Annotated in this window: 21 protein-coding genes, 8 tRNA genes and 1 pseudogene; 19 read left to right on the plus strand and 11 right to left on the minus strand. The window is 37.1% G+C overall.

Annotation, left to right across the window (positions count from 1 at the left end; all coding sequences use genetic code 11):
* Positions 1 to 110: 110 nt before the first annotated feature.
* Positions 111 to 185, plus strand: a tRNA-Asn gene (locus M948_RS31170).
* A gap of 7 nt (positions 186 to 192) precedes the next feature.
* Positions 193 to 265: transfer RNA gene (locus tag M948_RS31175), tRNA-Thr, on the plus strand.
* A 375-nt stretch (positions 266 to 640) separates the two neighbouring features.
* On the opposite strand, the gene M948_RS31180 is transcribed toward M948_RS31175, so the two are convergent.
* From M948_RS31180 to M948_RS43615, 3 genes are all read right to left on the minus strand, one after another.
* Positions 641 to 904, minus strand: coding sequence for a hypothetical protein (locus M948_RS31180; protein ID WP_021290383.1), 264 nt, complete (start codon positions 902 to 904; stop codon positions 641 to 643).
* Between the two features lie 106 nt (positions 905 to 1,010).
* Complete coding sequence (locus tag M948_RS31185) at positions 1,011 to 1,460, minus strand: DUF1569 domain-containing protein (RefSeq protein WP_021290384.1); 450 nt, start codon at positions 1,458 to 1,460, stop codon at positions 1,011 to 1,013.
* Between the two features lie 666 nt (positions 1,461 to 2,126).
* Complete coding sequence (locus M948_RS43615) at positions 2,127 to 2,723, minus strand: Arm DNA-binding domain-containing protein (protein WP_021290386.1); 597 nt, start codon at positions 2,721 to 2,723, stop codon at positions 2,127 to 2,129.
* A gap of 348 nt (positions 2,724 to 3,071) precedes the next feature.
* Between M948_RS43615 and M948_RS31195 the strand changes: the two genes are divergently transcribed.
* Positions 3,072 to 6,488, plus strand: coding sequence for a S8 family serine peptidase (locus tag M948_RS31195; RefSeq protein ID WP_021290387.1), 3,417 nt, complete (start codon positions 3,072 to 3,074; stop codon positions 6,486 to 6,488).
* Between the two features lie 386 nt (positions 6,489 to 6,874).
* Here M948_RS31195 and M948_RS31200 read toward each other — a convergent pair whose 3' ends face one another.
* Positions 6,875 to 11,056, minus strand: coding sequence for a S8 family serine peptidase (locus M948_RS31200; RefSeq protein WP_021290388.1), 4,182 nt, complete (start codon positions 11,054 to 11,056; stop codon positions 6,875 to 6,877).
* Positions 11,057 to 11,261: 205 nt separating this feature from the next.
* Positions 11,262 to 12,521 carry a helix-turn-helix domain-containing protein gene (locus M948_RS31205; RefSeq protein WP_021290389.1) on the minus strand — a complete coding sequence of 420 codons (1,260 nt, stop codon included), beginning with the start codon at positions 12,519 to 12,521 and terminating at the stop codon, positions 11,262 to 11,264.
* A gap of 459 nt (positions 12,522 to 12,980) precedes the next feature.
* Here M948_RS31205 and M948_RS31210 point away from each other — a divergent pair, with 459 nt between their 5' ends.
* The 3 genes and pseudogenes from M948_RS31210 to M948_RS42805 all read left to right on the plus strand — a co-directional run.
* Positions 12,981 to 13,679, plus strand: coding sequence for a hypothetical protein (locus tag M948_RS31210; protein ID WP_021290390.1), 699 nt, complete (start codon positions 12,981 to 12,983; stop codon positions 13,677 to 13,679).
* 23 nt (positions 13,680 to 13,702) lie between these two features.
* Positions 13,703 to 13,945, plus strand: a complete 243-nt coding sequence (locus M948_RS31215) for a hypothetical protein (RefSeq protein WP_021290391.1) — start codon at positions 13,703 to 13,705, stop codon at positions 13,943 to 13,945.
* Between the two features lie 507 nt (positions 13,946 to 14,452).
* A pseudogene (locus M948_RS42805) lies at positions 14,453 to 14,590 on the plus strand (SDR family oxidoreductase); the annotation flags it as partial.
* 63 nt (positions 14,591 to 14,653) lie between these two features.
* Here the strand turns inward: M948_RS42805 and M948_RS31220 are convergent.
* Positions 14,654 to 15,145 carry an ImmA/IrrE family metallo-endopeptidase gene (locus M948_RS31220; RefSeq protein WP_021290392.1) on the minus strand — a complete coding sequence of 164 codons (492 nt, stop codon included), beginning with the start codon at positions 15,143 to 15,145 and terminating at the stop codon, positions 14,654 to 14,656.
* Between the two features lie 91 nt (positions 15,146 to 15,236).
* A complete protein-coding gene (locus M948_RS31225; RefSeq protein WP_021290393.1) occupies positions 15,237 to 15,581 on the minus strand; it encodes a helix-turn-helix domain-containing protein in 345 nt (114 codons plus the stop codon).
* A 167-nt stretch (positions 15,582 to 15,748) separates the two neighbouring features.
* Here M948_RS31225 and M948_RS31230 point away from each other — a divergent pair, with 167 nt between their 5' ends.
* The 5 genes from M948_RS31230 to M948_RS31250 all read left to right on the plus strand — a co-directional run bounded on the left by M948_RS31230 (position 15,749) and on the right by M948_RS31250 (position 17,906).
* Complete coding sequence (locus M948_RS31230) at positions 15,749 to 15,949, plus strand: hypothetical protein (protein ID WP_021290394.1); 201 nt, start codon at positions 15,749 to 15,751, stop codon at positions 15,947 to 15,949.
* Positions 15,888 to 16,310 carry a hypothetical protein gene (locus tag M948_RS31235; protein ID WP_031335339.1) on the plus strand — a complete coding sequence of 141 codons (423 nt, stop codon included), beginning with the start codon at positions 15,888 to 15,890 and terminating at the stop codon, positions 16,308 to 16,310. Before M948_RS31230 ends, M948_RS31235 begins: the two co-directional genes overlap by 62 nt.
* 250 nt (positions 16,311 to 16,560) lie before the next feature.
* Positions 16,561 to 16,839: a hemolysin XhlA family protein gene (locus M948_RS31240; protein ID WP_021290396.1), complete on the plus strand. Its 279-nt coding sequence runs from the start codon at positions 16,561 to 16,563 to the stop codon at positions 16,837 to 16,839.
* Between the two features lie 3 nt (positions 16,840 to 16,842).
* Positions 16,843 to 17,076 carry a phage holin gene (locus M948_RS31245; protein ID WP_021290397.1) on the plus strand — a complete coding sequence of 78 codons (234 nt, stop codon included), beginning with the start codon at positions 16,843 to 16,845 and terminating at the stop codon, positions 17,074 to 17,076.
* Between the two features lie 65 nt (positions 17,077 to 17,141).
* Positions 17,142 to 17,906: an N-acetylmuramoyl-L-alanine amidase gene (locus tag M948_RS31250; RefSeq protein WP_021290398.1), complete on the plus strand. Its 765-nt coding sequence runs from the start codon at positions 17,142 to 17,144 to the stop codon at positions 17,904 to 17,906.
* A gap of 27 nt (positions 17,907 to 17,933) precedes the next feature.
* Here the strand turns inward: M948_RS31250 and M948_RS31255 are convergent, their stop codons facing one another.
* From M948_RS31255 to fabI, 4 genes are all read right to left on the minus strand, one after another.
* Complete coding sequence (locus M948_RS31255; RefSeq protein ID WP_155974789.1) at positions 17,934 to 18,539, minus strand: hypothetical protein; 606 nt, start codon at positions 18,537 to 18,539, stop codon at positions 17,934 to 17,936.
* 185 nt (positions 18,540 to 18,724) lie between these two features.
* Entirely contained in the window at positions 18,725 to 19,396 is a 672-nt protein-coding gene (locus M948_RS31260) for a cupin domain-containing protein (RefSeq protein WP_021290400.1), read from the minus strand.
* Between the two features lie 91 nt (positions 19,397 to 19,487).
* Positions 19,488 to 20,129 (minus strand): YwaF family protein, encoded by a 642-nt coding sequence (locus M948_RS31265; protein ID WP_074436693.1) that lies wholly within the window; start codon positions 20,127 to 20,129, stop codon positions 19,488 to 19,490.
* Between the two features lie 187 nt (positions 20,130 to 20,316).
* The gene (gene fabI / locus M948_RS31270) at positions 20,317 to 21,093 is read right to left on the minus strand and encodes an enoyl-ACP reductase FabI (protein WP_021290402.1); all 777 of its coding nucleotides are present in this window, start codon (positions 21,091 to 21,093) and stop codon (positions 20,317 to 20,319) included.
* A 251-nt stretch (positions 21,094 to 21,344) separates the two neighbouring features.
* Here fabI and M948_RS31275 point away from each other — a divergent pair.
* From M948_RS31275 to mvk, 8 genes are all read left to right on the plus strand, one after another.
* Positions 21,345 to 21,419: transfer RNA gene (locus M948_RS31275), tRNA-Glu, on the plus strand.
* 26 nt (positions 21,420 to 21,445) lie between these two features.
* Positions 21,446 to 21,521 (plus strand) — tRNA-Val (locus tag M948_RS31280).
* A 3-nt stretch (positions 21,522 to 21,524) separates the two neighbouring features.
* A tRNA-Thr gene (locus M948_RS31285) sits at positions 21,525 to 21,600 on the plus strand.
* Between the two features lie 47 nt (positions 21,601 to 21,647).
* A tRNA-Tyr gene (locus M948_RS31290) sits at positions 21,648 to 21,732 on the plus strand.
* Between the two features lie 15 nt (positions 21,733 to 21,747).
* A tRNA-Gln gene (locus M948_RS31295) sits at positions 21,748 to 21,822 on the plus strand.
* A gap of 200 nt (positions 21,823 to 22,022) precedes the next feature.
* Positions 22,023 to 22,095 (plus strand) — tRNA-Lys (locus M948_RS31300).
* 288 nt (positions 22,096 to 22,383) lie between these two features.
* Positions 22,384 to 23,673 (plus strand): hydroxymethylglutaryl-CoA reductase, degradative, encoded by a 1,290-nt coding sequence (locus M948_RS31305; RefSeq protein ID WP_021290403.1) that lies wholly within the window; start codon positions 22,384 to 22,386, stop codon positions 23,671 to 23,673.
* Positions 23,670 to 24,638, plus strand: a complete 969-nt coding sequence (gene mvk, locus M948_RS31310) for a mevalonate kinase (protein ID WP_021290404.1) — start codon at positions 23,670 to 23,672, stop codon at positions 24,636 to 24,638. Before M948_RS31305 ends, mvk begins: the two co-directional genes overlap by 4 nt.
* The last annotated feature ends 9 nt before the right edge of the window (positions 24,639 to 24,647 follow it).

Raw genomic sequence — 24,647 nt, forward strand, 5'->3', positions numbered from 1 at the left:
AGTTGGGGCTTTGCCCCTGCAAGAGTAGGACGCCGCCAGGCATTTTTAATACATATTTATAAATAAGGTTTGTTATCTTATTTATATGACTATAAAAATTTTCAACCTATTCCACAGTAGCTCAGTGGTAGAGCTATCGGCTGTTAACCGATCGGTCGTAGGTTCGAATCCTACCTGTGGAGCCATTTTTATGCTTCCATAGCTCAGTCGGTAGAGCACCACCATGGTAAGGTGGGGGTCAGCGGTTCAAGTCCGCTTGGAAGCTCTCTTAAAAACCTTGATATACAAGGGATTAAATAAAGAACACCACTTTTGATTAGTGGTGTTCTTTTGTTTTGATACGAATTTGATACGAATGGGTTTTGGTCTTGATTGAACACAAACAATAAAGTTATTTAATTTTAAAAGCTCAAATAAGCATAACCTCGTTCTAAATCCCAATATCACTTACACCAAGACAAACAGTGTCAAGTCTTTCAAACAAACCCATTTATTACAACCTCCCAATAAATTCTGCTATTTACTTCGACAAAAATCCACCATTACCTTGTATTCCACATAATGGCCCTATTGTCCAACATTGATGATAATTCTTATTCAGGAAATACGCCCTATTATTGCATAAAATAATTAGCTACATTCATGATGAGTGCATTTCTTTTTTTGTAATTACCATTTCAATCAAAATCGCAGTAAATGACATTTTCCCCATACCAATAGCTGTATATTTAAAATCTGTATTTCCGCCACTCATAAAAAGAGCGTTTATCATAATAACTGCCACTAATATCGCCATTCCCAGCTGGATCATGATTTTATTATTTGAGTGTTTTCTTTTAAAAAACTGAGTTTTAGTAGCAGTTAAAAACAGTATTACAGTTAATGCTGCAAGTAAAATAATCATTCCTTTTCACCTCACTTTAATCCTCTAAATAGCCCCTTATATGTAATTTTGAGGCGATTCTTATTAGTTAATCGCGCCCTCTTCCAGAAGATCTTTATGTAAGATATTAAACTCCAAACTGTTTTAAATGATGGTCAAGGTGCTTGTATATTCCTTTTCCCCATTGCTCAGAAGTAAGTTTGCCGAAAAAAGGATGTGGATGAGTCGTACACTTCTCTGGACCATTATTTTGGAAAGTTATAATTTTTTGTTTCAGTTTTTCCTTCTCCGTTTCGAATTCTTTTTCATCTACAATCAAAATGGTCGGAATTGTGGACATATTTTGGGCTAATGGCTTGTCGTTATAAAAAATTGGTTTCACAAAGTTTCCTATTAATATCCCTAACCAACCTCTTGCAGGAAAAGAATTTCCCATTGCAATGTCTTGAAAGGATGAGCAATGTGCTAGCATTTGGGCGACATCCATTTTCCCCCATTGCTGTTTTGAATTTGGGCTTAATTTGTCAATACGGTTTAAGATTTCCTCTGAATGCAATTGATTAAAAATATTTTTCATTTGTGCACCTCCATTTACAAATCTACCTCTACACCATCACAAAAAATCCATTTATTCTATTCTGCCTCTTTAGACAGCAAATTTTTTCAAAATCTTATAGCAACAATAACATAATAATCCAATTTTGTTCGTAACCTTATTCCATTAAATGGCACGATTGCGTAACATCTTCATTAAAAGAAAAGTCTTTATTGTGACTTAACAACATCTTACTGAATTCATTGACTGTATCTTTTTGTAAATTTGGTAATAGGTGACTGTACGTATCGAGTGTTATACGCACATTAGCATGTCCTTGTTTTAGTGTTAAGCTAGCGTGTGATGACGAAGGTCATGGAATCTTATTTTTTTATTTTAGCTTTATCAATAATATTGTAAAAAGATCTCATTAAATTTCTTAGGGACAGAGGTGTACCAGTACTTGTTCCAACGACTAAATCATTTTCAGTATTATATATTCCTTATTCATCACCATTTCCTCTTTTTGGATCACTCGGTTCTTTAATACCTGAGAAAGTGTATTGGTATCTATAGAAATTCTCCTATTACCTGAGTAAGTTTTTGCACCTGTACTTAGTTCTTGACCTTTATGGGATAATGTCTGAACAATTGTTTCATATTCAGTATCGATATCCTTCCATCGTAATCCAAGTATTTCACCTTGTCTCACCCTGTTGTTAGTGCAAGGAGGAAAGCATGGTAATAATGTGAATTCTTAGCTTTATCTAGAAATTTATTGATTTCATCTTGATTCCATACCTCAACTTCCTTTTTAACAACTTTTGGTGCGTCTACTAGCGAAGCAGGATTCTTATTAATCATTCCCCATTTAAAAGCCTTAGTTAATGAATTGTTAATGATGGAATGAATTTTACGTAAATTTTCAGAAGATAACTTGTTATGTTCTTTTATATCATTATGCAGGGATTGGATATCTCTAGGAGTAATTTTCTGTAGTTCAATATCTCCAAGTTGATTAACTATGAATTTATCTACTAAATATTTATAGTTAAAGTAAGTATTCTTTTTTACATTTGTTTTTTTGTCTTGGATCCAACTATCCATAAAACCACTATATAAAGTTTTTGAAGGTCCGATATATGTTCCTTTATTCATTGAATCCATAGCTTCAACCATTGCGGATTCAGCTTCTTTTTTAGTATTAAATCCAAGTTTTAATTTCTTTTTGTGTTTATTACTCTCTTTGTAGCTGAATGAGTAATACCATTTGTTCATTTCCTTCTTAATATCTAGTAACCACATAGAATCCCCCAATACAAAAAATAGCAAAATGAATCATCCATCCACGTTATTCCCTCAATTATATAGGTATATTACCTGTTAAAAAATAAACGCTCAGATCTAGTTTGAATAAATAGACCTGGTCTATCACGAACTTCAAAGAATAATCCCCCAATACAAAACCCAACAAAAATATAGGAAAATGAAATAATAGATACAATAAATCTTTTAAGATGAGAGGTGATGAATACATAAAAGATAGATTTAGTTTACGATTATATCGACCACTAGAAGATACTTTACCTTAACCTCTATGAAACTACTTAGAATAGTATTTTCCACTTTAAAACGCATAGGAGTTGAAAGCACATGAAAAAATTGTTCCTAATTTTATTGATGTTCATTTTACTTTTAAGTGGTTTTGTATCCCCTGTTAGTGCAAAGTTCGATCTATCTACAGAAAATCAAAATCCTGCCAAAAAATTGGATGCAGCAATTTCTAATGATTTATACAACCAAAAGGATGGTGCTGCGGATACAATCTATAACAACGAATTTGAAACCATTGATTCGAATGAAAGTGTTCGTGTAATAATTGAAGCGGACATTAACAAAAAATCAAGAACAACACCTGAGGTACAGGTAGAACGATTAAAACAAGCATTAACGGAAAAGAAAAAGAGTGCTTCACAAATCATCCATACATTTTCCAAAGGGTTTTATGGATTCAGTATGGAAATGACGAGGAAACAAGCGAAGAAAATTCAGGATATGGATGGGGTCAAAGATATACGTATTGCTCAAACCTATGAACATATGGATGTTGAAAGTAATAAACTAGTAGAAGCTATGAAGGTATGGCAGGAATACAATTATACTGGAGACGGTATGGTTGTTGCTGTGGTAGATTCAGGAATCGATTATGAGCATGCGTCGTTGAAGCTTTCTGAAGAAGGAAGGGAAGAGGCGAGGTACAACGAAGATAACATCCAATCTACACTTGATGAAACAAAGGTTGAAGATGTATGGTACAACAGTAAGGTACCTACTGGATATGACTGGGCAGACCAAGATACTGAAGTCACTCCTGCCAGTGATTCTCATGGTACGCACGTTGCCGGGATTGTAGGAGCGTTTGACGAATCCGGAGATAACGCAATCGGCGTCGCACCGGATGTACAATTAATAGCAGAGAAAGTATTTTCGGATAGTCTTGGAATTGCTTATGATGATGATATTGCTGCAGGAATCTATCATGCTGTTGAAGTGGGTGCGGATGTCATTAATTTAAGCTTAGGAACCGGTGCAGGTTCGGTCAATTCTGAGAACCCTGTTCAACGTGCGGTAGAATATGCAACGGACCAAGGAGTACTGGTTGTCGCTGCTGCAGGAAATGCTTCTTACAGCACAGAACATAGCTTAACGCAAAGACCACAGCTGCCTTTAGCTGATAATCCAGATATTGGACTAGTAGGTGCACCAGGTGTCACTCCTTCTGCTCTTCAGGTCGCTTCTTCAGAGAACGATAAAATGAAAGTGGACGCCTTACTATTAAACGATGGCAGTAAGCTGGGGTATCAAACCCAATACACCTCCCAAAAATTAGTGGACGAATTAGAAGCAGGGAAAGAATATGAACTTATCTTTACCGGTGAAGGATTCGGTGATGATCTGGATGGATTGGACTTAGAAGGGAAGATAGCTGTGGCCCAGCCCAATCAGTCCTATTCTATTTATTCACCGTTACAGCGAGAGACAAAAGACAAGGGGGGAGTAGCTGTATTGATGGCCCCGCCTAATAATTATCCTGCCTATTCTCAATTGCGCTTTTCTCAAAATACGATCCCAGCAGTAACCTTGGATCATAACACATCTGCACAATTGATCGAACGACTGAAAAATGGGGAGAAAATAAAGGCCAAAGTGATAGATGATCGAATCTGGGTCGAAAACCCTGTAACCGAACCGATGTCGGATTTCTCATCTTACGGATCGCCAACCGACTTGAGCTTCAAACCTGAAGTTACAGCACCTGGGGGACAAATCAGTTCTACCGTGTTGAATAGCCAATATGAAACTATGAGCGGAACCTCTATGGCTAGCCCGCATGTAGCAGCTGGTGGTGCTCTCTTACTCGAGAAATATTATGAAGATTTGAACTTACCTAAAAATGAAGCAAGCGTTTTAAAGGCTAAGACAGCATTGATGAACACGTCACAGATCTTAACAAACCCAAATCATGATAACACACCATACTCGCCTAGACGCCAAGGCTCCGGATTGATGAAAATCGGCCAAGCGATTCAAACATCTTATATTGTTAAGCATGTTGGTGCCCCTGCTGAGAAGGCAGCATCCGTTGCATTGAAAGAAGTTGATCGCAGCTTCGATTTCACCTTAGACGTAGAACCGTTAGCAAAGAAACGTGAAAAGGCGAACCATCAATACAATATCGTCGTCGATGTATTAACAGATGAAACAGCTAAAAAAACGGAGAATGGAGTAGAGCGTGAATACTTAACATTAAACTCAATCCCGGTTGAAGATGCTATTGTGAAAATTAATGGAAAAAAAGTACAAGGCAATAAAAAATTTCAGTACAAACCAAAACGGGATGACGAAGTTACCATTTCTGTTGAACTTCCGGAAGAATTGAGTGAAAACCGTTTCGTCGAAGGGTTTGTACGATTTGTACCTAAGGGGAGTTCAGTCAAAGATTTAACCATTTTAACCGTTCCTTTCATGGGCTTCTATGGGGAGTGGGATTCCCTTGATAATATTGATAAAAGCCCCATCAATGGGGACGCATATTTAGGGTATACGGTATTATGGAATGATATGCTATCTCTCCCATTAGGTTACGATGCTGCTACGGATAGTTTTAACGAAAAGGCTGTCGGGTATTCGCCAGATGCGATCCCGAACGGAATTCTACCTTCGTTCACATCCTTTCGGAATTTAAAAGAGATGTCTCTGAAAATTGAAGATGAAGAAGGAAACACCATCTCCCATGTATCAGATTTCAGTGAATACTCAGCCGATGGACAACCTTTAGAGTTCAAGAAAAACATTATGAGTCAAGGAGATTACTATTACAAATTTGATGGGGTATTCTGGAGCGGGAAAGACGATGAAGGAAATACCCTTCCAAACGGGAAATATTACTATGTTTACCAAAGTGTATTAGATTATGAAGGCGCGGAACCACAGAAAACGAAAATTCCGTTCTATATTGATTCTGCTGAACCAGAAGTTGACAACATTCAGTTCAAAAAACAAGAGGACGGCACTTACAAAATTACTTGGGATGTTAAAGAAGAAGGAAGCGGTTATCTAGGAAGTTTCTTATGGATAAATGGAGAACTCAAAAAAGTGGACCAAGGAGTGACAGAATTCATTTCTGAAGTTGAACCTGAAACGGTTATGATCTCCGCTATCGATAACCTCCGAAATGTAGGAGTTGGCTACAAAGGTGATGAAGACCAGCTTACAATCGATCCATTCGTGAACTTTATGAACATCAGGGGAACTAATGTCAATGAAAACACCCCAGCGAAAATACTTATATTTGGTTATCAACGAATGGATTGGCATATTGAAATTTCTAACTCAGATGGAGATGTCATCGAATACGTCGATATTAAAAATGAGCATTCTATTTATAATTTGGAATGGTATGCTGGCCCTGAATATCAGGATGGAAACTATTATGTAACGGTAACGGGGACTGACGAAAAAGGGTTATCATTGACATCTGAACCTAAGAAAATAACAGTTAAACATTAATCCGCAAACGAGACCCAGACACAATAAAATAGGTATTAACTTAACGCGACTCCCGCGGAAAGCAAAGTGTTTTGATGGATCTAATAGTACCTGTTATTTGTAAATAAATAATCCGAACTGATTCGAGAGGAATCGTTCGGATTATTATTTTTGAAGATATTTTTGTCTCAGTCTCGTCATTTCTAATGGAAACTATGTTACGCTATTAAAAATACTATTTTCAGACACATAAACGGACGCCCCAATATTCCGCAGTGTGGGTTTTACGAGGAGACTTTGGCATTTATCCAAGGAATGGTCTGCGCTCCAGAAAAATATGGGATTTCTCTATAAGTGAAAGGTGCCTATTATGGCACCTTTAGCTTTTTCACGTATTTTCACGATTTTTAGTTTATTCTACCACTGACTGGTTTTAAACCCATCTTATCCAAATAATAGTTAAGATCTTTTTTCCCGATCGTTTCCATAGGAGATTTTCCTTTTGGAGCATCGGGACCTTTAGCCAAGAAATTCTTTTCAATGAAGCGAACATCTGTCTCATTAATAACACCATCTTGGTTCACATCATAGGTCTGTTTTTTAGGATCCTCTTCCCCATAGTATTTGGCAATGTCTTTTACATCTTTTATGTCAATAAAGCTGTCCTCATTGACATCTCCTGCAAGGTTCAACTTAGATCCTGGTTTGATGAATTTACCATAATAGTTTCCATCCAATTCATATCCAGATAGGAACGAAATATAGGATTTTAAATGACCTGGAACGTCTACTACTGCCTGATATTCTTTACCATCTGCAGGTACACCTAAAATGGTGTAGTTCCCCCTAGCATCAATTGTACCTTTGTATTTTTCTCCATTTGGAGATACTGCATAAACTTTTGCACCAATCTCTTGTGCTACTCCATTAGGTAAACGAGAGGATTCCGACAAAAATGCTTCTGGTTTGATATACCCATCTATTTCTGAATGATAAGAATGAAAGTCAAATTTAGATGTACTATAGTATGGAAGGGATACAGCCTCTGTTTGACCATCTTTCGTATAATTAGAAGCTGTTACTTCAAATTTGTCATAGTTGTAGTACCAATGATCATTGATAACTTTAAATGTAATATCAAGTAACGGCATATCACCATCCAAACCAGTGAATGATTCTCCTTCTATTGTAGTAGTCTCTAATTCAACAGAGCCAAGGTAATCACTGTCATTCACTTTTGGAGCTAGAAGCGTCCCCTCAAGATTCCTTTCTTCTAAATAATCTTTGAATGTCTCATTAAGTTCCGCGTTTTCAAACAAATATTGATCCGTTTTGAATTCAACGTTATATTTTCCAGAGGTAAGGTGTTTCACATTGTTTACACTCAATGTCATGGTTATTGTATCGCCCAATTTTACTTCTTCTTTATTGTAATCAGATGTAAGATATTCCGTTCCTTTTTTCATGAAAATATATCGTTGATAATTCACATTCAATGCAATATCTGATGCTGCCAACGAAACCCGTATAGGTTCATCTTCAATATCAGAAGCTTCAATTCCAAAATCTGCATTCCCTTCACTATCGACTGCCGGGAAACAACAGCCGAAGTACTCTCGATCCCCTTGAGAAAAATAAAATTTGTTTGAAGACTGATCGTAATCAAATCCTTGTGATTGCAATAGGTCTATTGCATCATCCTGGATGGTGCCATGTATCCAATAAGCCTTCTGTCCATATTCTTCAGTGTACATATCTTCATTTAACTCATATACACCAGGGGCCGTATCAAATTTCACTTCAGGCTGGGTATTATCCATAACAAACGGTGTGTCGATCGTATAAGAATTATTGCTTCCGTCATACCCGATAAATTCTAATAAATACTTCCCTTCAGGTAGATCAATCGGTTGGTTTGATATCGGATTGTCGCGATCTTGAGTAAATGGGTAAACTTTTCCACTAAACACGCCTGGTATATAATACCTGAAACCAGCCTCAGCCTCATTATCTTTCACGGAAGCAACAAAGCCAATCGCCGCTCCAGTTTGTCCGTCTTTCACAATAATATCAATCCTGCTCATCGGACTTTTCATTTGGAAAGCTGCTGTAAGCTGTGGGTTATAATGCTGCCATTTTGGTGTGTTATTTGCTAATGAAGGTCGGTCCGTTTCTAAATATTCGAACCCCTTTTCTGAAATGTAAATGGCAAACGGGACCTGATAGGCTTCATGTTGATCATTCGTGTTTTCAAAGTGAATGTAACCTTCATAACGTCCTGTTTCAGCGTTTTTAGGTACAGTGATTTTTGGCGTTACTTCTTCCGAACTCTCTCCATTAACAATGATATTTTCAGGTATTTCTAAATCAATTCCATTCCCCTCTGAATCTTCAATGTCTTCACGTTCCCCGTGGTACTCTACTTTCACTCTGAAGGTCTGGTCCTTTTTGTTATCATTTTCGATGATGATGTTCCCTTGATCCTCAATCTTTTCTCCTACTTTGTAATGAGTCCCAAAGGAAAGAGAAGCTGTTTCTTCTTCAATTTCTACCTCTTCACCATTTTCATCAAAGTTTTCTGTTGTATCCATCACTTTAACGGATACGTCTGCATGGACAGCATTATAGGCATCCACACGACCTGCACCTTGTTCATAAACCGAAGTATTCCCCTTTAAGTCTTCAGACGTATTCATCAAAGCCGCTTTTACATCAAATGGTGAATAATCGTTATGCTCTTGCAGAATTAATGCTGCTACCCCGGCCACATGAGGAGTCGCCATTGAAGTTCCTTGCATGCGGGTATAGGCTGTAGAGTAATCTTCTCCTTCTTCAGGACTGTGAATATATTCAGGAATGGTGGAGAAAATCGCCACACCAGGAGCCATTACATCAGGCTTAATATCATAGCTTTCACTGACTGGACCGCGTGAACTAAACTCTGCGAGATGATCCCCTTCCGTTTCCGTAGCATCTAGTTCACCAAAAGTAAGAGATACCTGATCCCCAAGTTCCTTTAAGCGCTCACCATCCGTCTTTGTCATACGGAAAGAGGGGATGTAATCGATTCCTCGCCCTAAGTAAGCGGGAATTTCACCCTCGGCGTTATTGTAGATGATGGCCGCCTCAGCCCCTGCTTCTTTTGCATGCATGATTTTATCAGCAAAAGGGATGGTTCCCCGTTCGACAAGGGCAATTTTCCCGTTGAAGTCTTTTCCTTCAAAATCAGAAGCATAACCTAGCCCGGCAGATACTACTGGTATAGACTGATGCTGAAGATCCATTAAATCATATGAAAAGTTGTTACCAAGTAACAGGATGTTTTCAAATGTTTGATCATTGGCTTTTATGGTTACGAATGTTGGAATATCCATTGCAAAATCACTAGCTCCAACTGTGATCCCCAAAGCTGCTGTTCCTGGAGAACTGAGCGTTTTTTCATCTGGACCACTGTTTCCAGCTGCCACTACTGTAACTACTCCTGAAAGCATCGCATTGTTAACAGCTACAGACGTCGGATATAAAGGGTCATTTGCTACTGCTCCCAAGGAGAGGTTCATCACATCCATTTGGTCAGCGATGGCTCGATCTATTCCCGCCAATATACCTGATGTCTCTCCAAATCCATAGGGGCCGAGCACTCGATAACTATACAAATCCACATCAGGGGCCACTCCTTTGACCGCATAATCTACGGCATTGTTTTTCTGTTCCCCTGCAATTGTTCCTGCGACATGTGTTCCATGCTCCGTATAGTAAGCGGTTCCCGAATTTGGATTCGTCTCAGGCAAGCCAGAGTCCTTCCAATCCTCGTAAGTGGTTTCCATGGGGTCACTATCGTTGTCTATAAAATCATACCCTCCACTATACGCATCCTGTAAATCAGGATGATGATAATCGATTCCTGTGTCGAGCACACCAACTTTTACGCCTTTACCAGTTATTTGTTCTTTGTGAAGTTTGTCCACGTTTATTTGTGGAATACTATCCATCATTTTGGATTCGGATTCAGCCTCAACCTCTTCATTTGGAGGGAGAGGCAGTTGAACCACTCCGTCCTTCCAAACACGTTTGACCACTCCAGAATCAAAAAGAGCTTCAATCTTATTCCCAGGAATAGTCATCGCTACCCCCGCCATAGCTAATCGATATTCTTTCTTTATTTCCGCATTCGTTAATTGTTGACTGTTATTTTTCGTTTTTTTCAATGATTTTAAGTGTTCTTTGAATAGATTATGAGCTTTCTCTACATTTCTTGACGCTTCTTTCTTTGATAAGCGCGACCCTTTTGACGCTTTCTTCATCAATTCAACCTTAGCTGGTTCTTGCTTGAATTCAACGATAACATCAACCAACTTTTCATTAGTTGTGTTGATGTTGGGAGCTATTTTAAAGGTAGGTTTTGCTTCTATCTGTTTCAAAGCCTCTCTTTGTTCTGGCGTAAGGTCCACTAGAATATCTTCTGCCTTTTTCACGGTTGTCAATTCAGATGTACCTTGAGCCATTGTTGATATTGGATTTGTTGATGATCCCAATAGACAAGCTGATAAGACGACCATCATCATTTTACTGAAACGTTTTCTCTTCATAGCTTTCCTCCTTTGAGCTATCTATATTTATGAAATGGACATAACTAAATTCTAAAATAGACTGATAAGAATGTTAATTGGGAAAATTTTAACTGCCAAATGTGATATCTTTTTTTTCCATATCTTGAAATGATATAGGAGATGCTTGTCAATAATAAAATCATAAGAAAACTTGGGAAAATTCAAAGAAAGTCTTTCATACATCTTACATTTGCTTTCCAAAGTTAAAACTCAACTTTTTTAATAGATCATTAGATTGTTGTAAAAAATAATTTGATAGAACTAGATTCCCTCCTTTTTTGTAAAATTCTGCTATTCTTTCGGAGTAGGTTATTGCCAAGTATAAATCATGCTCTTTCATAACTGGAAGGGCATGCTCTGTTATATAATCAACGAGTCTATTAAAATCCTTTTGCGCTTCTAAATATAACACTTTTAATTCAATATATTTCGTACTCTGGTGGTCCTTAAAATCTTTGAGGGCTCTTTGTAATAAAATGGTAGTTCGTTCGTATTCCTCCAGCTTGAGTAAAACATATGCTACTTCAGCTACGGTATTGTAATAATTGACCGTAGACTTGTCTTTCATTTCAAGGGAGCGCGTAAAGAATTTCAAAGCCTTTTGAAGATCCCCTTTTTTCTTATAGAGTAACCCGTAATTATGTAGTGCGCTTGCCTCAGTCGTATGATCCTTTAGCATTCTCGCATCGATCAATGAAGTCTGAAGCATCGACTCTGCGCGTTCCAAATCGTTAATGTGAATTAGGTTGGAGGAAAGACCTAGTTTAACATGCAAGATTCGTAAAATATTCCCTGTATTTTGGAAGATATTTAACGCTTTATAAGAATAGTGGAGAGACAATGTAAAGTGTTTTAAGAGCCCAAGATTAGCTGCTTTGTAATAGAAAAAATCGGTAACTGTATCACTATAAAGCTCAGCCTTATCCTCGATTTCATCCATTATGGCGATCGCTTGTCTGTGTTGCCGTTCCTTACTGTAGTAAATAGCTTGAAAAAAATTCCACAAGAATAGCTCAAACGAAGAAAACTTAGCCTTATACTTTTTCAGTTCTTGGGAAGCAGCCACAAATTCAGATGTATGATTTCTTAATAATAAGAAACGTGACATGTAAAGCTCATAAAGATAAACCATTTCCGTATATTGGATGAACGCTTTATGGCTAATAAGTACTTGATAGAGTTCATTGGCATTTTCTATATGCAATCTCTCCATTGCTTCATTAAATTGAGACAGTTGTTTCTTTAAAAACTGCGTCTTCTTATTTTCCTCTTCAATGGTTACATCCAGCCTTTTACAGAGTAGTTCTAATGTTTCAAGATTTCCTTCTTTGGAACTGTTTTCAATTTTACTTAAATGTGTTGTAGAGCAAATCCCTTCGCAGAGTTGTTCTTGTGTTTTCTTTTGTTTTTTTCGATGATAAAAAATAATCTTACCTATATTCATTACCATTCCCCCTTTAGGATTTTACTACAGTATCATCGTAAATGTAATAACGAAGAAGGTGTTAATGTTGGTGGAAGAAATTGCGAAATATGCCAGGCAAGTAATTGAAATAAACGAGAAAAATGATCAATCGAAAAGATACTTCTAAAATCATTATAAAAGAAAAAGCGCAAGAAAACTTTTACAAGATACTATACAATGAAAATAAATAAACAGTAAACCCGACTGACTATTAAGAAAGTCGGGTTTGTTCTACAGTTTCTTTTGTGTTATCCATCAGCATAGTTCTAAATAAGAAAATAGCCTCTCCCTTTACAAAAATATCTAACATTTGATGCGGTGTTTATATACTATAATAAACCTATATTAATTTGTTATATGTAAAAATTCGGAATTATATTGAAATAATTACCTTTTTATGAGATCATTCTATGTAAATAAATAGGAGAGGGAGATTTCATGAAAAAAGTTTATTCCATTTTAACTATTATGGCGATTTTATTATCATTTTCAGTAAATCAAGCATTTGCATCAACAAAAACTGAAAATGAATTAAACCAAGAGAAAATGTTAGCAGAATTAGATAATTTTGAAGAAATTCAAGATAAAAATAGCCTTGATGAGCTAAAATCAAAATTCGATGAATTTTCCACGACTTTAGAGATTGACAATAATTTATTCAAGTATGATAATGCAAAAGCATACAATGTTAAAGAATCCAATATTAAAGCTTTAACTATTCCAGTGACTGATGGGGAAAATTATAATGAAATTAGTAATATCTCCGTTTATTTTGATAGTAATGGAGAAGTATTACATTATACAGAGTTATACGTATCTAAATCTGATAAAGGTACATTTGAAATTGAACTACTACTAAACGGTAAAGTCCAAGCACAAAAAATTACAGATGAAAAATTTACAACTGCTAAAGAATACCAAGAAAAACATGGTGGAGAAATTCAACCAATGGGTGTAAACTGGGATAATTTCTTAGAATGTATGGGTATAACAGGGATAGCAGCTGGTTTCATTTCTTCCGTCTGTGGCTTTGCTTGTGCCCTTACCGCTGGAACTGCTTGTATAGTATGCGCAGCAGGCGTATTAGGGTTTAATTCTGGCGCTATTGGAGGTTGTTTAGCAGGAAGTTGGGAATAATAATAAATAAGTGGGTGAAATAAATGGAATTTATAGTATCAGCCGTATTAATCTTAATGATGATTTCCATTGGAGTTATTTCTAGAAGAAATAAACAAAAGAACAAAATTGCCGCAGCATATTTATTCTTAGTTGTAGCATCTACTTCCCTAGCTGTATACTTTAATAATATGTATTCTTTAGTATTATATGGGCTGGCTTTATTATCAAGCCTACTTGCATTTGTATTTGCTCTTAAAATGAAAAAAAATTATAGTACTCAATAGTGAATGTAATAAAACCTCACTCTACATTAGTAGAGTGAGGTTTTAGTATAACTATAAATAGTGAACATTGGAAAGTTTCTTTAAGTAAACCTTACATAAGTCCGATTAGCAGTAATGTACAAACCACTGTAAATATAGTCACCTCTATAAAGAAACTAATCAAATTGTGTCTGAACAATTAGATGATATTCTCCAATTAAATGCCATTAAAAACAAGTAAAAAAACATCAAAATATCCTAATAGAAACAGTCATGACTCCTAAGATACTACCCAATTGGTGTACAAGGTTCACTAAGGAGGATATAGTCAAGTTGAGCATAATAGTTTTATTATATTATCCCATGAAAAAAGGCTTTTGTTTATTTCACAAAAGCCTTTCCCTTTATTATTTAATCTTCATTATTTGTACGAATATATTCAAATGAATAAATATGCGTTTTTGTTAAATCAATAACTTCCTCTATAAATTCTTCTTGAGTTTCCTTGAAACCATTTAGAATCCAATTGTTGAACCGAATCCGATGAAACGCTTTGGAAAACCAGAAGAAGTGGGGTACTTGGTTGCATTTTTATTGTCTAATCAAGCTAGTTTTATTAATGCGGCTGTTGTTCCTATTGATGGAGGTCAATCGTATAAATATTAAAGATAAATTGAAGTAATATCAAGAACTCCCTATCTGTAAAAGATGGGGAGTTTTTTCTTAAGCTCAAAACTGGTTATCTTTTAATGTAAATGGCTTATTGGAATCATATAAGAGCTTATTCTCATACATTTCTAACCTATGGCATGCGAAGTCATACTCTACGTTAAATAATTCCATCATTTGATAAGGGGAAACCATGCCAATTTGTTGTAACATGAATGTTGGTATGCATAAATGATAGCTAAAATATTTTGCCTGCCATTCTTGCAGCTCAACAAATAAGTGAGGCATATGTTCTTGTCTTCCTGCGTGCCAAAGATTGTGAGCAATTTCATGAGTGAATTCCTGCCACTGTGTTTGTTTATTCTTGGTTTTATTTAAGAAAATCAAGTTTCTACCACCTTTACAAACACTTTCGCTGCTGAATTCCCAAAAATAAACGGAGATACCCAAGGTATTGGAGAGGGTTTTTATTTTTAATTCATGCGGTGTATGAATGCCTACTTCTGTTAAAAGACGCCTAATATAGTCTTCCGTTCTTGAGTAAATAATCATTGCTTCCCCCCTTTTAAAAGAATGTGTGTTCTTATTTCGTTAAAATTAATGGTGTACATTCATGTACACCGAAAGATAGATACATATTATGTCAATATTCTTCTTTAAATGCTTCCCAAATCCGTTTGAGGCGACGAAGATCTTCTTCGTTATTCTTTGGTAATTCCTTGTACCACCTTTCCAGTGATGGATCATTACGGAAGGCTGCAAATGCTTCTTCTTCGGATAATGTTGGCTGATCCGACCTTCCTAATAGAAAATCCGTAGTAACTCCTAATTTCGTCGCAAATCTGTCTAGTTTGTGGTCTTTAATGGATCGCTCTCCCAATTCAATTCGATTCATCACGCTAACATTTAAGCCAACTTGTTTGGCTAATTCACGCTGACTCCAATTTTGGTCTTCTCTTAATTCAATGATTCTCTTTCCTATATCCACGCAAACTCCGCTTTCTATGTAACAGTTACATCGTAACATTATTTCTAAAAGAGAAAAAAGTTCTGCTTAAAATGCAAGAACAGAATTTGACATTTCTATTTTAGCAATGTAATATGAGAACAAACGTTCTATAAGAAATATATGGTAATTGTAAAGGAGGGATGTCAATGAACAAAAATCATACAGACAATCATGATATTTGTTGGATTGTGAATGAATATCGAAATGATCAACGTACCGGTGCTTTATCTCCGATCGTTAGAAGTGATTATGCTCAATTACTTTTTGATAAGGGGGCTGGTTTTCATGAACAAAGAAGAAATCGAGAGCATCTTGAGGGATTACAATTGGATGATAAAAGAAATTAATAGGCAGCATGCTATAGTAAGTAATGGTGTAGAAACTAGAATGGTGGCTAAATCTGGAATTGAATCAACCCTTCCTCGTGCTAGAGGAGGTGTGAGTGATCCGGTTGCTAAAGAAGTCATTCGGAGAGAGAGGAAATATGCGTGGATCACGAAACTTGAACAGAAAGTTATCTATATTCAAGAGCGGTTATCTGCTATTGATGACCCTGAAGAGATAGCGGTATTAGAATGCATCCTAGATGGGATGACAATAACAGCAATTAGTAAATATATGGGATTACCGAGGAAGCGAATATATAACATCAAACGATCAATTATTTACAAGCTTTCCCAATTTACACAGACTCCCGAACATATGTAAAACTAGGAAAGGTAGATATAGAATACAGTTCAATGAAACAAGCTCCATGCCCATAACAACCGCTCTTGTCCGAAATGACATTAAACTAATAATTGTACGAATAAATTAGTAGTCGTAAATGCGTCCATACGTAATTTAGGGCTTTTTTTAATGGGGGTGAAAGAATAATGCTTTTGTAAACTATCAATTTGGTATTGTGATGATTCTTAATCCTCTTTAACCAATTTTGTCAGATAAGGAGGGGGAGTCGTTGAAAGAAAAGGTATCCTGGGAAGAAATAATCCAACAGGATATAGATGTAATTAAAACAGAGCAGAATGATCTAAAGCAAAGCATAAACGAATTAAAGCTCAAAGACCTAGAGCATGATAAAGAGATATTTGCGCTACGTCAGACATTAAATGAAATAAAGGAAGATACGAAATGGATTAGGAGAATGGTCACAAAGGCAATCGTGTCAGCTGTTGTTACTGGGCTGATCGGTGGTTCCTTAGCATTGTTTTTCACAAGTGTCTTTCAAGGAGGTTAAATGATGGACAAGGCTACATGGGTGCGTACCATAGTTTTGCTTTTGGCGTTAATAAACCAATTTCTTATCGCCTTTAACCTACATCCCATACCGGGCAGCCAAGAGAGGTGGGGAGAGGTCATTTCCTTGCTATTCACGGCAGTTGCAAGCGGATGGGCATGGTTTAAAAACAACTATGTAACTGTTAAGGGAAAGCAGCAACAACAAGTATTAAAACAATCAAAACTTATTTCGTAGTCAAACGGCTAGTTCACTTGGACAAGCCGTTTTTCTATATAAAAATACTAATTGGAGGAGATACTATGACAAAATTATTTATTGATGCAGGACATGGCGGCTCTGATCCAGGAGCTGTAGGGAATGGTTTACAAGAAAAGAACGTTACATTAGCTATTGCACTAAAACTAAGAGATATTTTAAATAGTGATTATGAGGGTCACTCTGTGATGCTATCCCGAACGACTGACCAGACGTTATCCCTAGATCAACGAACAGCAATGGCAAATAGTTGGGGGGCAGATTATCTTGTTTCCGTTCATATAAATGCTGGTGGGGGGACAGGATTTGAATCGTATACGTTTAATGGTAACTACGAAGGAAAGGAAGAAACAAATCGGTTACGTCGTTTGGTGCATCATGCGATAGTGGCTGAAACGGATTTTAGAGACCGTGGCATAAAAGAAGCAAATTTTCATATGTTGAGAGAATCAGCAATGCCAGCTGTGCTCACAGAAAATGGGTTCATTGATAATACTTCGGATGCTGCGGCATTAAAAAGTGATACCTTTCTTACAGCAATAGCCCGTGGACATGCAGTTGGGCTCGCTAACGCATTTGGTCTAGTAGAATCTACCAATGACAATGAGAAATTTGTTGAAGTGTTAGTAGATTCCCTTTGGACCTATCATACAGCGAATTGGGGTGATAAAGCAGTAGTAGTTAATCAAGGAGATGTTTTTACTGTCATTCAGGACAGGTTCCCAGTAGATGGCGGGTATATGTATCAGATTAAAAGTGGTTTATATATTACGGCGAATCCTAGTTATGTTCGCTATTACACGAGATAATTTATTGCCCCCACAGCAACGTGGGGGCTATTTTTTAGTTTTATCCTCTGGCTCGAAATATAGATCCAATCCCTTTAATTGTTCCCGTGTTGCTTTTATTTTTGCTAAATGCTGATATCGGTAAGTGTTTTGTTGTTTAATTGCTTTATGACGCCACCATAAAAATTTTAAATAGATAGGGTGCAAGAAAAACAGCTGTTTCGATGGCTGGGTTAACCTTTCCAAGTGTTTATAGTCATACGATTTTCGTCCCCTATGAACATTGCTTGCCAAATATTTATGGCCGAAAAAATCCATATAAACGAGCATATATTGAACATCATGTTCGAAACTCTCCTCTTTCGTAATGGTAAATTCTATTGCTGTATCAGGTTGTATTTCTCGTTCTGGTTTAGACATATAATATTGTGTTCGATTGTTTACGTCTTTTTCTTTTAATAATAAGAAGGAATCAATGCATACACCATTACCAAGGTTCTTTACTGTAATATTAAAGCGGCTTTCATCCATCTGATTAGATTGTCTCAATTTATTACTAGTTATTGTAATTACGGGTGCATGATTTGCTTGAAACTGCAAACGTGCTAAATATAGTGTGAGTAGTGAAATGGGATACAAGATAATGCTAATCAATTCAGTAGTTCCTAGATCTTGATTTTTCACACTGAAATAGAATAAAGCAGTTATCACACAAATTAAGATGAGTAATTTGAAAACTTGTATCACCCCATATTATATATATCATGCGAGAACAGGAAATATGTTCCAAAATGAAAAGGCTGTTGCCTATTCTTTCTTACAGCAAAAGCGCTTATCTTTTATTGGTATCCGTAGCCTAGATAATAATAATTAGGGTAGGGTTGCATGTATCCATATTGTGGAACAGTATACGGATAATTTGTATTAGTTTCAGGGTAATATGGCTGGGAATAACCTTGATGGTCTTCTCTTTCTCTTGTGCATTCATCCGTTGGTCCAATAATAACGGATTCGTTAATAGGAGCGATTGCTTCCTTCCAAGTTTCAGGATCTAAGCAATACGTATGTGCCATGATTTCAACAGGCGTTTTTGTAAGTATATCCGATCCAAGAATATATTCTGGATAAGGCGCATCAAAGATGGCAAAAAGATGCGTATTATTATTGGTTGCTTCCTCCCAATGCCACCATCCTTGAGGGATATTTGCTACTTGCCCAGGTGTTATAGGGATGTTAGAAACTTCATTATTGAAAGGATTAATTAGAGAGACAACAGCTGACCCACTGATACAATATACAAGCTCTGAAGCATTTTGATGATAATGAGGCTCAACAACACGTCCATTACTTAAGTAGATATCAAGCATCGACACATTACCTAGTGTATTTAATTCATTTCGTCCCAATTGATTAATGTAATTTTCATCATTTCTAGTAAATAAGCGGTTTTTGTTTACATCAGAAAAAAACGCTACACCTGGTTTTGTATAGTCCATATAAGAAGTTGGCATAAGTACGTTCAACTCCCTTTCATAATAATAGTTACAAACATATCCTATGTATGGGCGTTAAAAGTGTGACAGATGCCTAATAATTCGTATTTTAGTGGTTTCTTATGATTATTCGTCGATATATCACCATATAACAAACTACAAAAACTAGAAAAGCTAGAATACATAAACTCAGATAATACAACCACCCATCCCCAAGTAAATCTAATGGCGTTTTAGCTGTTGGAGAGGAGGATAGGTATAAATAGTTGGATTGAAATAGAGGATTAATGATAAAACCAATGAATATCGCATAAGCCAATAAATAACCATACGTTTCTAATACTGACCTAAATGTAATTGATTGTACTATAAATAACAGTAAAAATATACTTGTTAGCGATATGGCCATGTGATGAATAAAGAACTTCCAATAACGAAAATGGGGAAAATCATATGGGAGTTCAGGTGTAATTAATGCTAAAAGAGCTGGAATGAATCCAATATAAAAAGTAATGTAGGAGAGCTTCTGACTTTTCGTTGCCAAGGCAATAGCACCTGTAATACTAGCTATACCACAAAGATGAAGAGGTATATGCTCTTGTAAATTCCATATACCAGTTGTTAGTGTCCACCATTGGTAGCTGATTTCAGATAAAATTAAGATAGTGAATAAAAGCCAGCGTGTAAGTTGAACGAAGAATTTTTGGGTGTGTTGGTGATGGGATAAAGCAATAATCAAAACGAATTCCAACGATATAAATAACCAGTATAATTACATGACTAATACCAAATTGATTAAAGGGGGGAGTATGCATCTTCTATCCATCATTCCCTTCATTATGCCATTTCATCTTGACGTCGATAGCTAATAAAGGCGCTTTTCCCAGCTTGTAGGATGAAGCGCCTTTGTTCTCTGTTAACTATAAAAGTAAAAAGGATTAGCCTCCAATAATATGGTAACCGGAATCAACATGAAGTACTTCCCCTGTTATGCCTCTTGATAGTTCACTCATAAAGAATAATGTGGCATCTCCAACTTGATCTTGATCTACATTCTTACGAAGCGGAGCTTTTTCTTCAATCACTCCCATTTTTTCGTTAAAACCAGAGACTCCTTTTGCGGAAAGTGTACGAATTGGACCAGCTGAAACAGCATTTACACGAATCCCATACTTACCCATATCCTCAGCGAGGTAACGAACGCTTGCTTCAAGTGAAGCTTTTGCCACTCCCATCACATTATAGTTCTGGATAACTCGTTCTGCACCAAGGTAGGTTTGGGTAACAATGCTTCCACCTTCTGTCATTAATTCTTTCGCTGCCTTTGTTACGGCTACTAAGGAGTAGGCGCTAATTTCCTGTGCCAGTAAAAAGCCATCTCGCGAGGTGTCAGCATATTCCCCTTGTAATTCATCTCGATTGGCAAAAGCAACAGAGTGTACAACTCCGTGAATAGTTCCAATTTCATCTTTTATCGTGTTGAATGCACTCGTAATACTTTCGTCACTGGCAACATCACAGGATACGACTAATTGAGCTTCGATATCATGTTTCTCCAAAAGCTTTGTTAGCTTTTTGTATGACCGTTCTTGTCTATATGTAAATATAAGATTTGCTCCTGCTTTATGTAAGGATGATGTAATTCCCCAAGCAATACTTCTTTCACTTGCAACACCCATAATAACAATATTCTTTCCTTCTACTAAATGTCCCATCATCGAACCTCCATGATCATTTCTTTCATACATTATAACCTAATCCATATTTCGAAAGAAAGCCTTATCTATTTTGAAGTTATTTATCATCGTAACCTGCTTTATACTCGTCTATACAAACGAATAAAAAGAAATGATAAAAAAATAAAATTTACCCTTTACAAATGATATAGAACTGGGTATAATAAAATTCGTTGGTTTCGACGGAACTTAACAAAGACATCCAAGAATCGACATTTTTAAAAAGATATGGCCCGTTGGTCAAGTGGTTAAGACACCGCCCTTTCACGGCGGTAACACGGGTTCGAATCCCGTACGGGTCACCAATTTTTATTTTCTACATAATTGGTGCGGAGGATTAGCTCAGCTGGGAGAGCACTTGCCTTACAAGCAAGGGGTCGCAGGTTCGAGCCCTGCATCCTCCACCATATGCCGGCCTAGCTCAACTGGTAGAGCAACTGACTTGTAATCAGTAGGTTGGGGGTTCAAGTCCTCTGGCCGGCACCATTTTTTTAAAAAGCATGAATAAATAATAAATTGTGTGTTAACAATATGGAGGGGTAGCGAAGTGGCTAAACGCGGCGGACTGTAAATCCGCTCCCTCAGGGTTCGGGAGTTCGAATCTCTCCCCCTCCACCATATATATAGAATTGTTGGGCTATAGCCAAGCGGTAAGGCATCGGGTTTTGATCCCGTGTACCCCAGGTTCGAATCCTGGTAGCCCAGCCATTTTTTTGTTTCTAAAAGTTTTTTACATAATACAGTGTTTAATTTTATATGAGCCATTAGCTCAGTCGGTAGAGCAACGAGCAATATCTTCCACCGAATTAACTGCGAGTAACCCCGATGCACAATGCTTCCAAGAATAGGCTGGGAGAAGTAGGGGTAATTAAAGAATGATCTTATTTAGAAACAAATTAATTTCATATGAGCCATTAGCTCAGTCGGTAGAGCATCTGACTTTTAATCAGAGGGTCGGAGGTTCGAATCCTCCATGGCTCATCAAAGTATCATAACAATAAATAAGAATTAGAAATAAACAAGGTGTTATAACTGTAGCAGCCTTGTTTATTTGCATTTTACGGTGATTTTTTACATAATAGAAACAGTTATTTTTATATATAACATGTGGTATTATGTTACCATGTGCGAGGACTAGGGAATTCAGTAGAAAGATGAGTTTATATAACGAAAAAGTGTTAAATCGTGATATAATTTACTATAGATAAATGCCTTAAAAATTTTTTGACGTACGAAATTCTATGATAACGATATAAAGGATGATAGGCAATGGAAACCTCGAGGATTCCTGGTTTTTACAATAGATCGGTGGAAGGGCGCAGAGAACTTTTAAAAAGTATGGATGTGTTCTCGGAGGAAGAGCTGCAGGGTTTAGAAGCAAAAGAAGGTTTACCTACTGAAACAGCTGATAAGATGATTGAGAATGTAATTGGTACTTATCCCCTTCCGCTTGGATTAGGATTGAATTTCTTAATAAATGGGAAAGAATATGTAGTACCGATGGCAATTGAAGAGCCTTCCGTAGTCGCTTCTGCTAGTCATATAGCCAAAATTGTTAGAGATTCCGGCGGTTTTACTACTGAAGCAACCGAAAGAGTCATGATTGGTCAGATTCAGGTTGTAGGCTGCGAGGATTTTCAAAAAGCGAAGCAAGTATTAGTTAATCATAAAACATATTTGCTAAAACAAGCGAATGAAGCGTACCCAAGCATTGTTGCTAGGGGAGGGGGAGCTGAGGATTTGGATATTCGGATCCTAAATGAAGCATCGAATTCCTCTTATCAACAGATGCTAGTATTACATTTATACATTAATACATGTGATGCAATGGGAGCGAATATAATAAATACAATGGTTGAATCACTTGCTCCTTACATTGAAGAATTAACAGGCGGGAAAGTGTATTTGCGTATTTTGTCGAATTATGCTGATAAGTGTTTAGCTCGGGCAAAATGTGTTATTCCACCTGATATTCTTAAAACTGGGGATTTTACTGGGGAAGAGGTGCGTGATGGCGTTGTACATGCGTATGAGTTTGCTGCCTCTGATCCATATCGTGCTGTCACCCATAATAAAGGAATAATGAATGGGATTGATCCAATTGTAATTGCTACAGGTAATGACTGGAGGGCAGTGGAGGCTGGTGCCCATGCCTATGCTTCGCGCCATGGGCAATACAGTTCCATGACGTCGTGGTCCGTTGATCAAGAAGGGAATCTTGTCGGTGAATTAGAATTACCGATGTCGGTAGGGACAGTTGGAGGATCAATAAACGTACACCCGATTTCTAAGATTGCGCTACGCATGTTAAACGTCGAATCTGCCCAAGAGCTTGCACAGGTTATTATTGCCGTTGGATTAGCGCAAAACCTTGGAGCCCTAAAAGCGTTAGTTACAGATGGCATCCAAAAAGGACATATGGCATTACATTCTCGTTCTGTTGCCATAGCAGCAGGAGCTACTGGGGAGTTGATTGATATCGTTTCAGAAAAATTAGTAGAAGCAAAAGAAATCCGTGTCGGAAAAGCTAAAGAATTGGTGGAAGAGTATACAAAATGAGTGCAGAAAAAGCTACAACAACAGAAAAAACAGCTATAGGTATAGCTCATAGTAAACTAATTTTAATTGGAGAGCATGCAGTTGTACACGGGCAACCAGCTATTGCTATTCCATTTCCTTTAGTCGGTGTTGAAACTTCGGTAGAGTATATCCCTGGTTCAGTAATGATTGATACAACATTTTACCATGGCCCCCTTTCTACGGCACCTGAATCATTGCAGGGTATTGCACAATGTATTCAAGAGACGTTAAAACATATCAATATGCCGGCTGAGGACCTTGTTATTCGAATTAAATCTTCTATTCCTCCTGGTAAGGGACTTGGTTCAAGTGCATCTGTAGCTATTTCTGTAGTGCGATCGTTATTTGCTTACTTTGAAGAGGATTATACTGATGAAGATTTATTAACATTAGCTAATATATCCGAAACCTTTGCACATGGTGCACCTTCAGGAATCGACACATTGACGATTACATCACAGTCGCCGGTTTGGTATGAGAAAGAACATCCAATAGATTTTATAGAATTAAGTGATGATTTCCATTTTGTGGTCGCGGATTCTGGAAGAATCGGCGATACTCGTATGGCTGTAGAGTCAGTTGCCCAACTGTTAAAGATGGCTCCAAAGCGAATTCATCGCAAGCTTGAACGGATTGGCCAATTAACACACCATGCAAAACAGGCATTGGAGAAAAAAGGCAAACATATTCTAGGTCATATGTTAAACGAAGCTCAGAAAGAATTAGAGGCTTTAGGTGTAAGTGATGCAGGTTTAAATCGGTTAATACACTTCGCTCGTAGTGAAGGAGCATTAGGCGCAAAATTAACCGGAGGCGGTAATGGCGGTTGCATAATTGCACTTGCTCAAAATGAAGTACATTCAAGGCAATTAGCAGAAAAGCTGCGGAAGTTCGGTGCTCATGCAGTATGGCCATTTGTGCTAAAAGGAAATCAAGAGAAATAGTAGCTTGTG

Origin of the sequence: Virgibacillus sp. CM-4 (assembly GCF_000445495.1) — a bacterium.
Lineage (GTDB): Bacteria > Bacillota > Bacilli > Bacillales > Amphibacillaceae > Virgibacillus > Virgibacillus salexigens.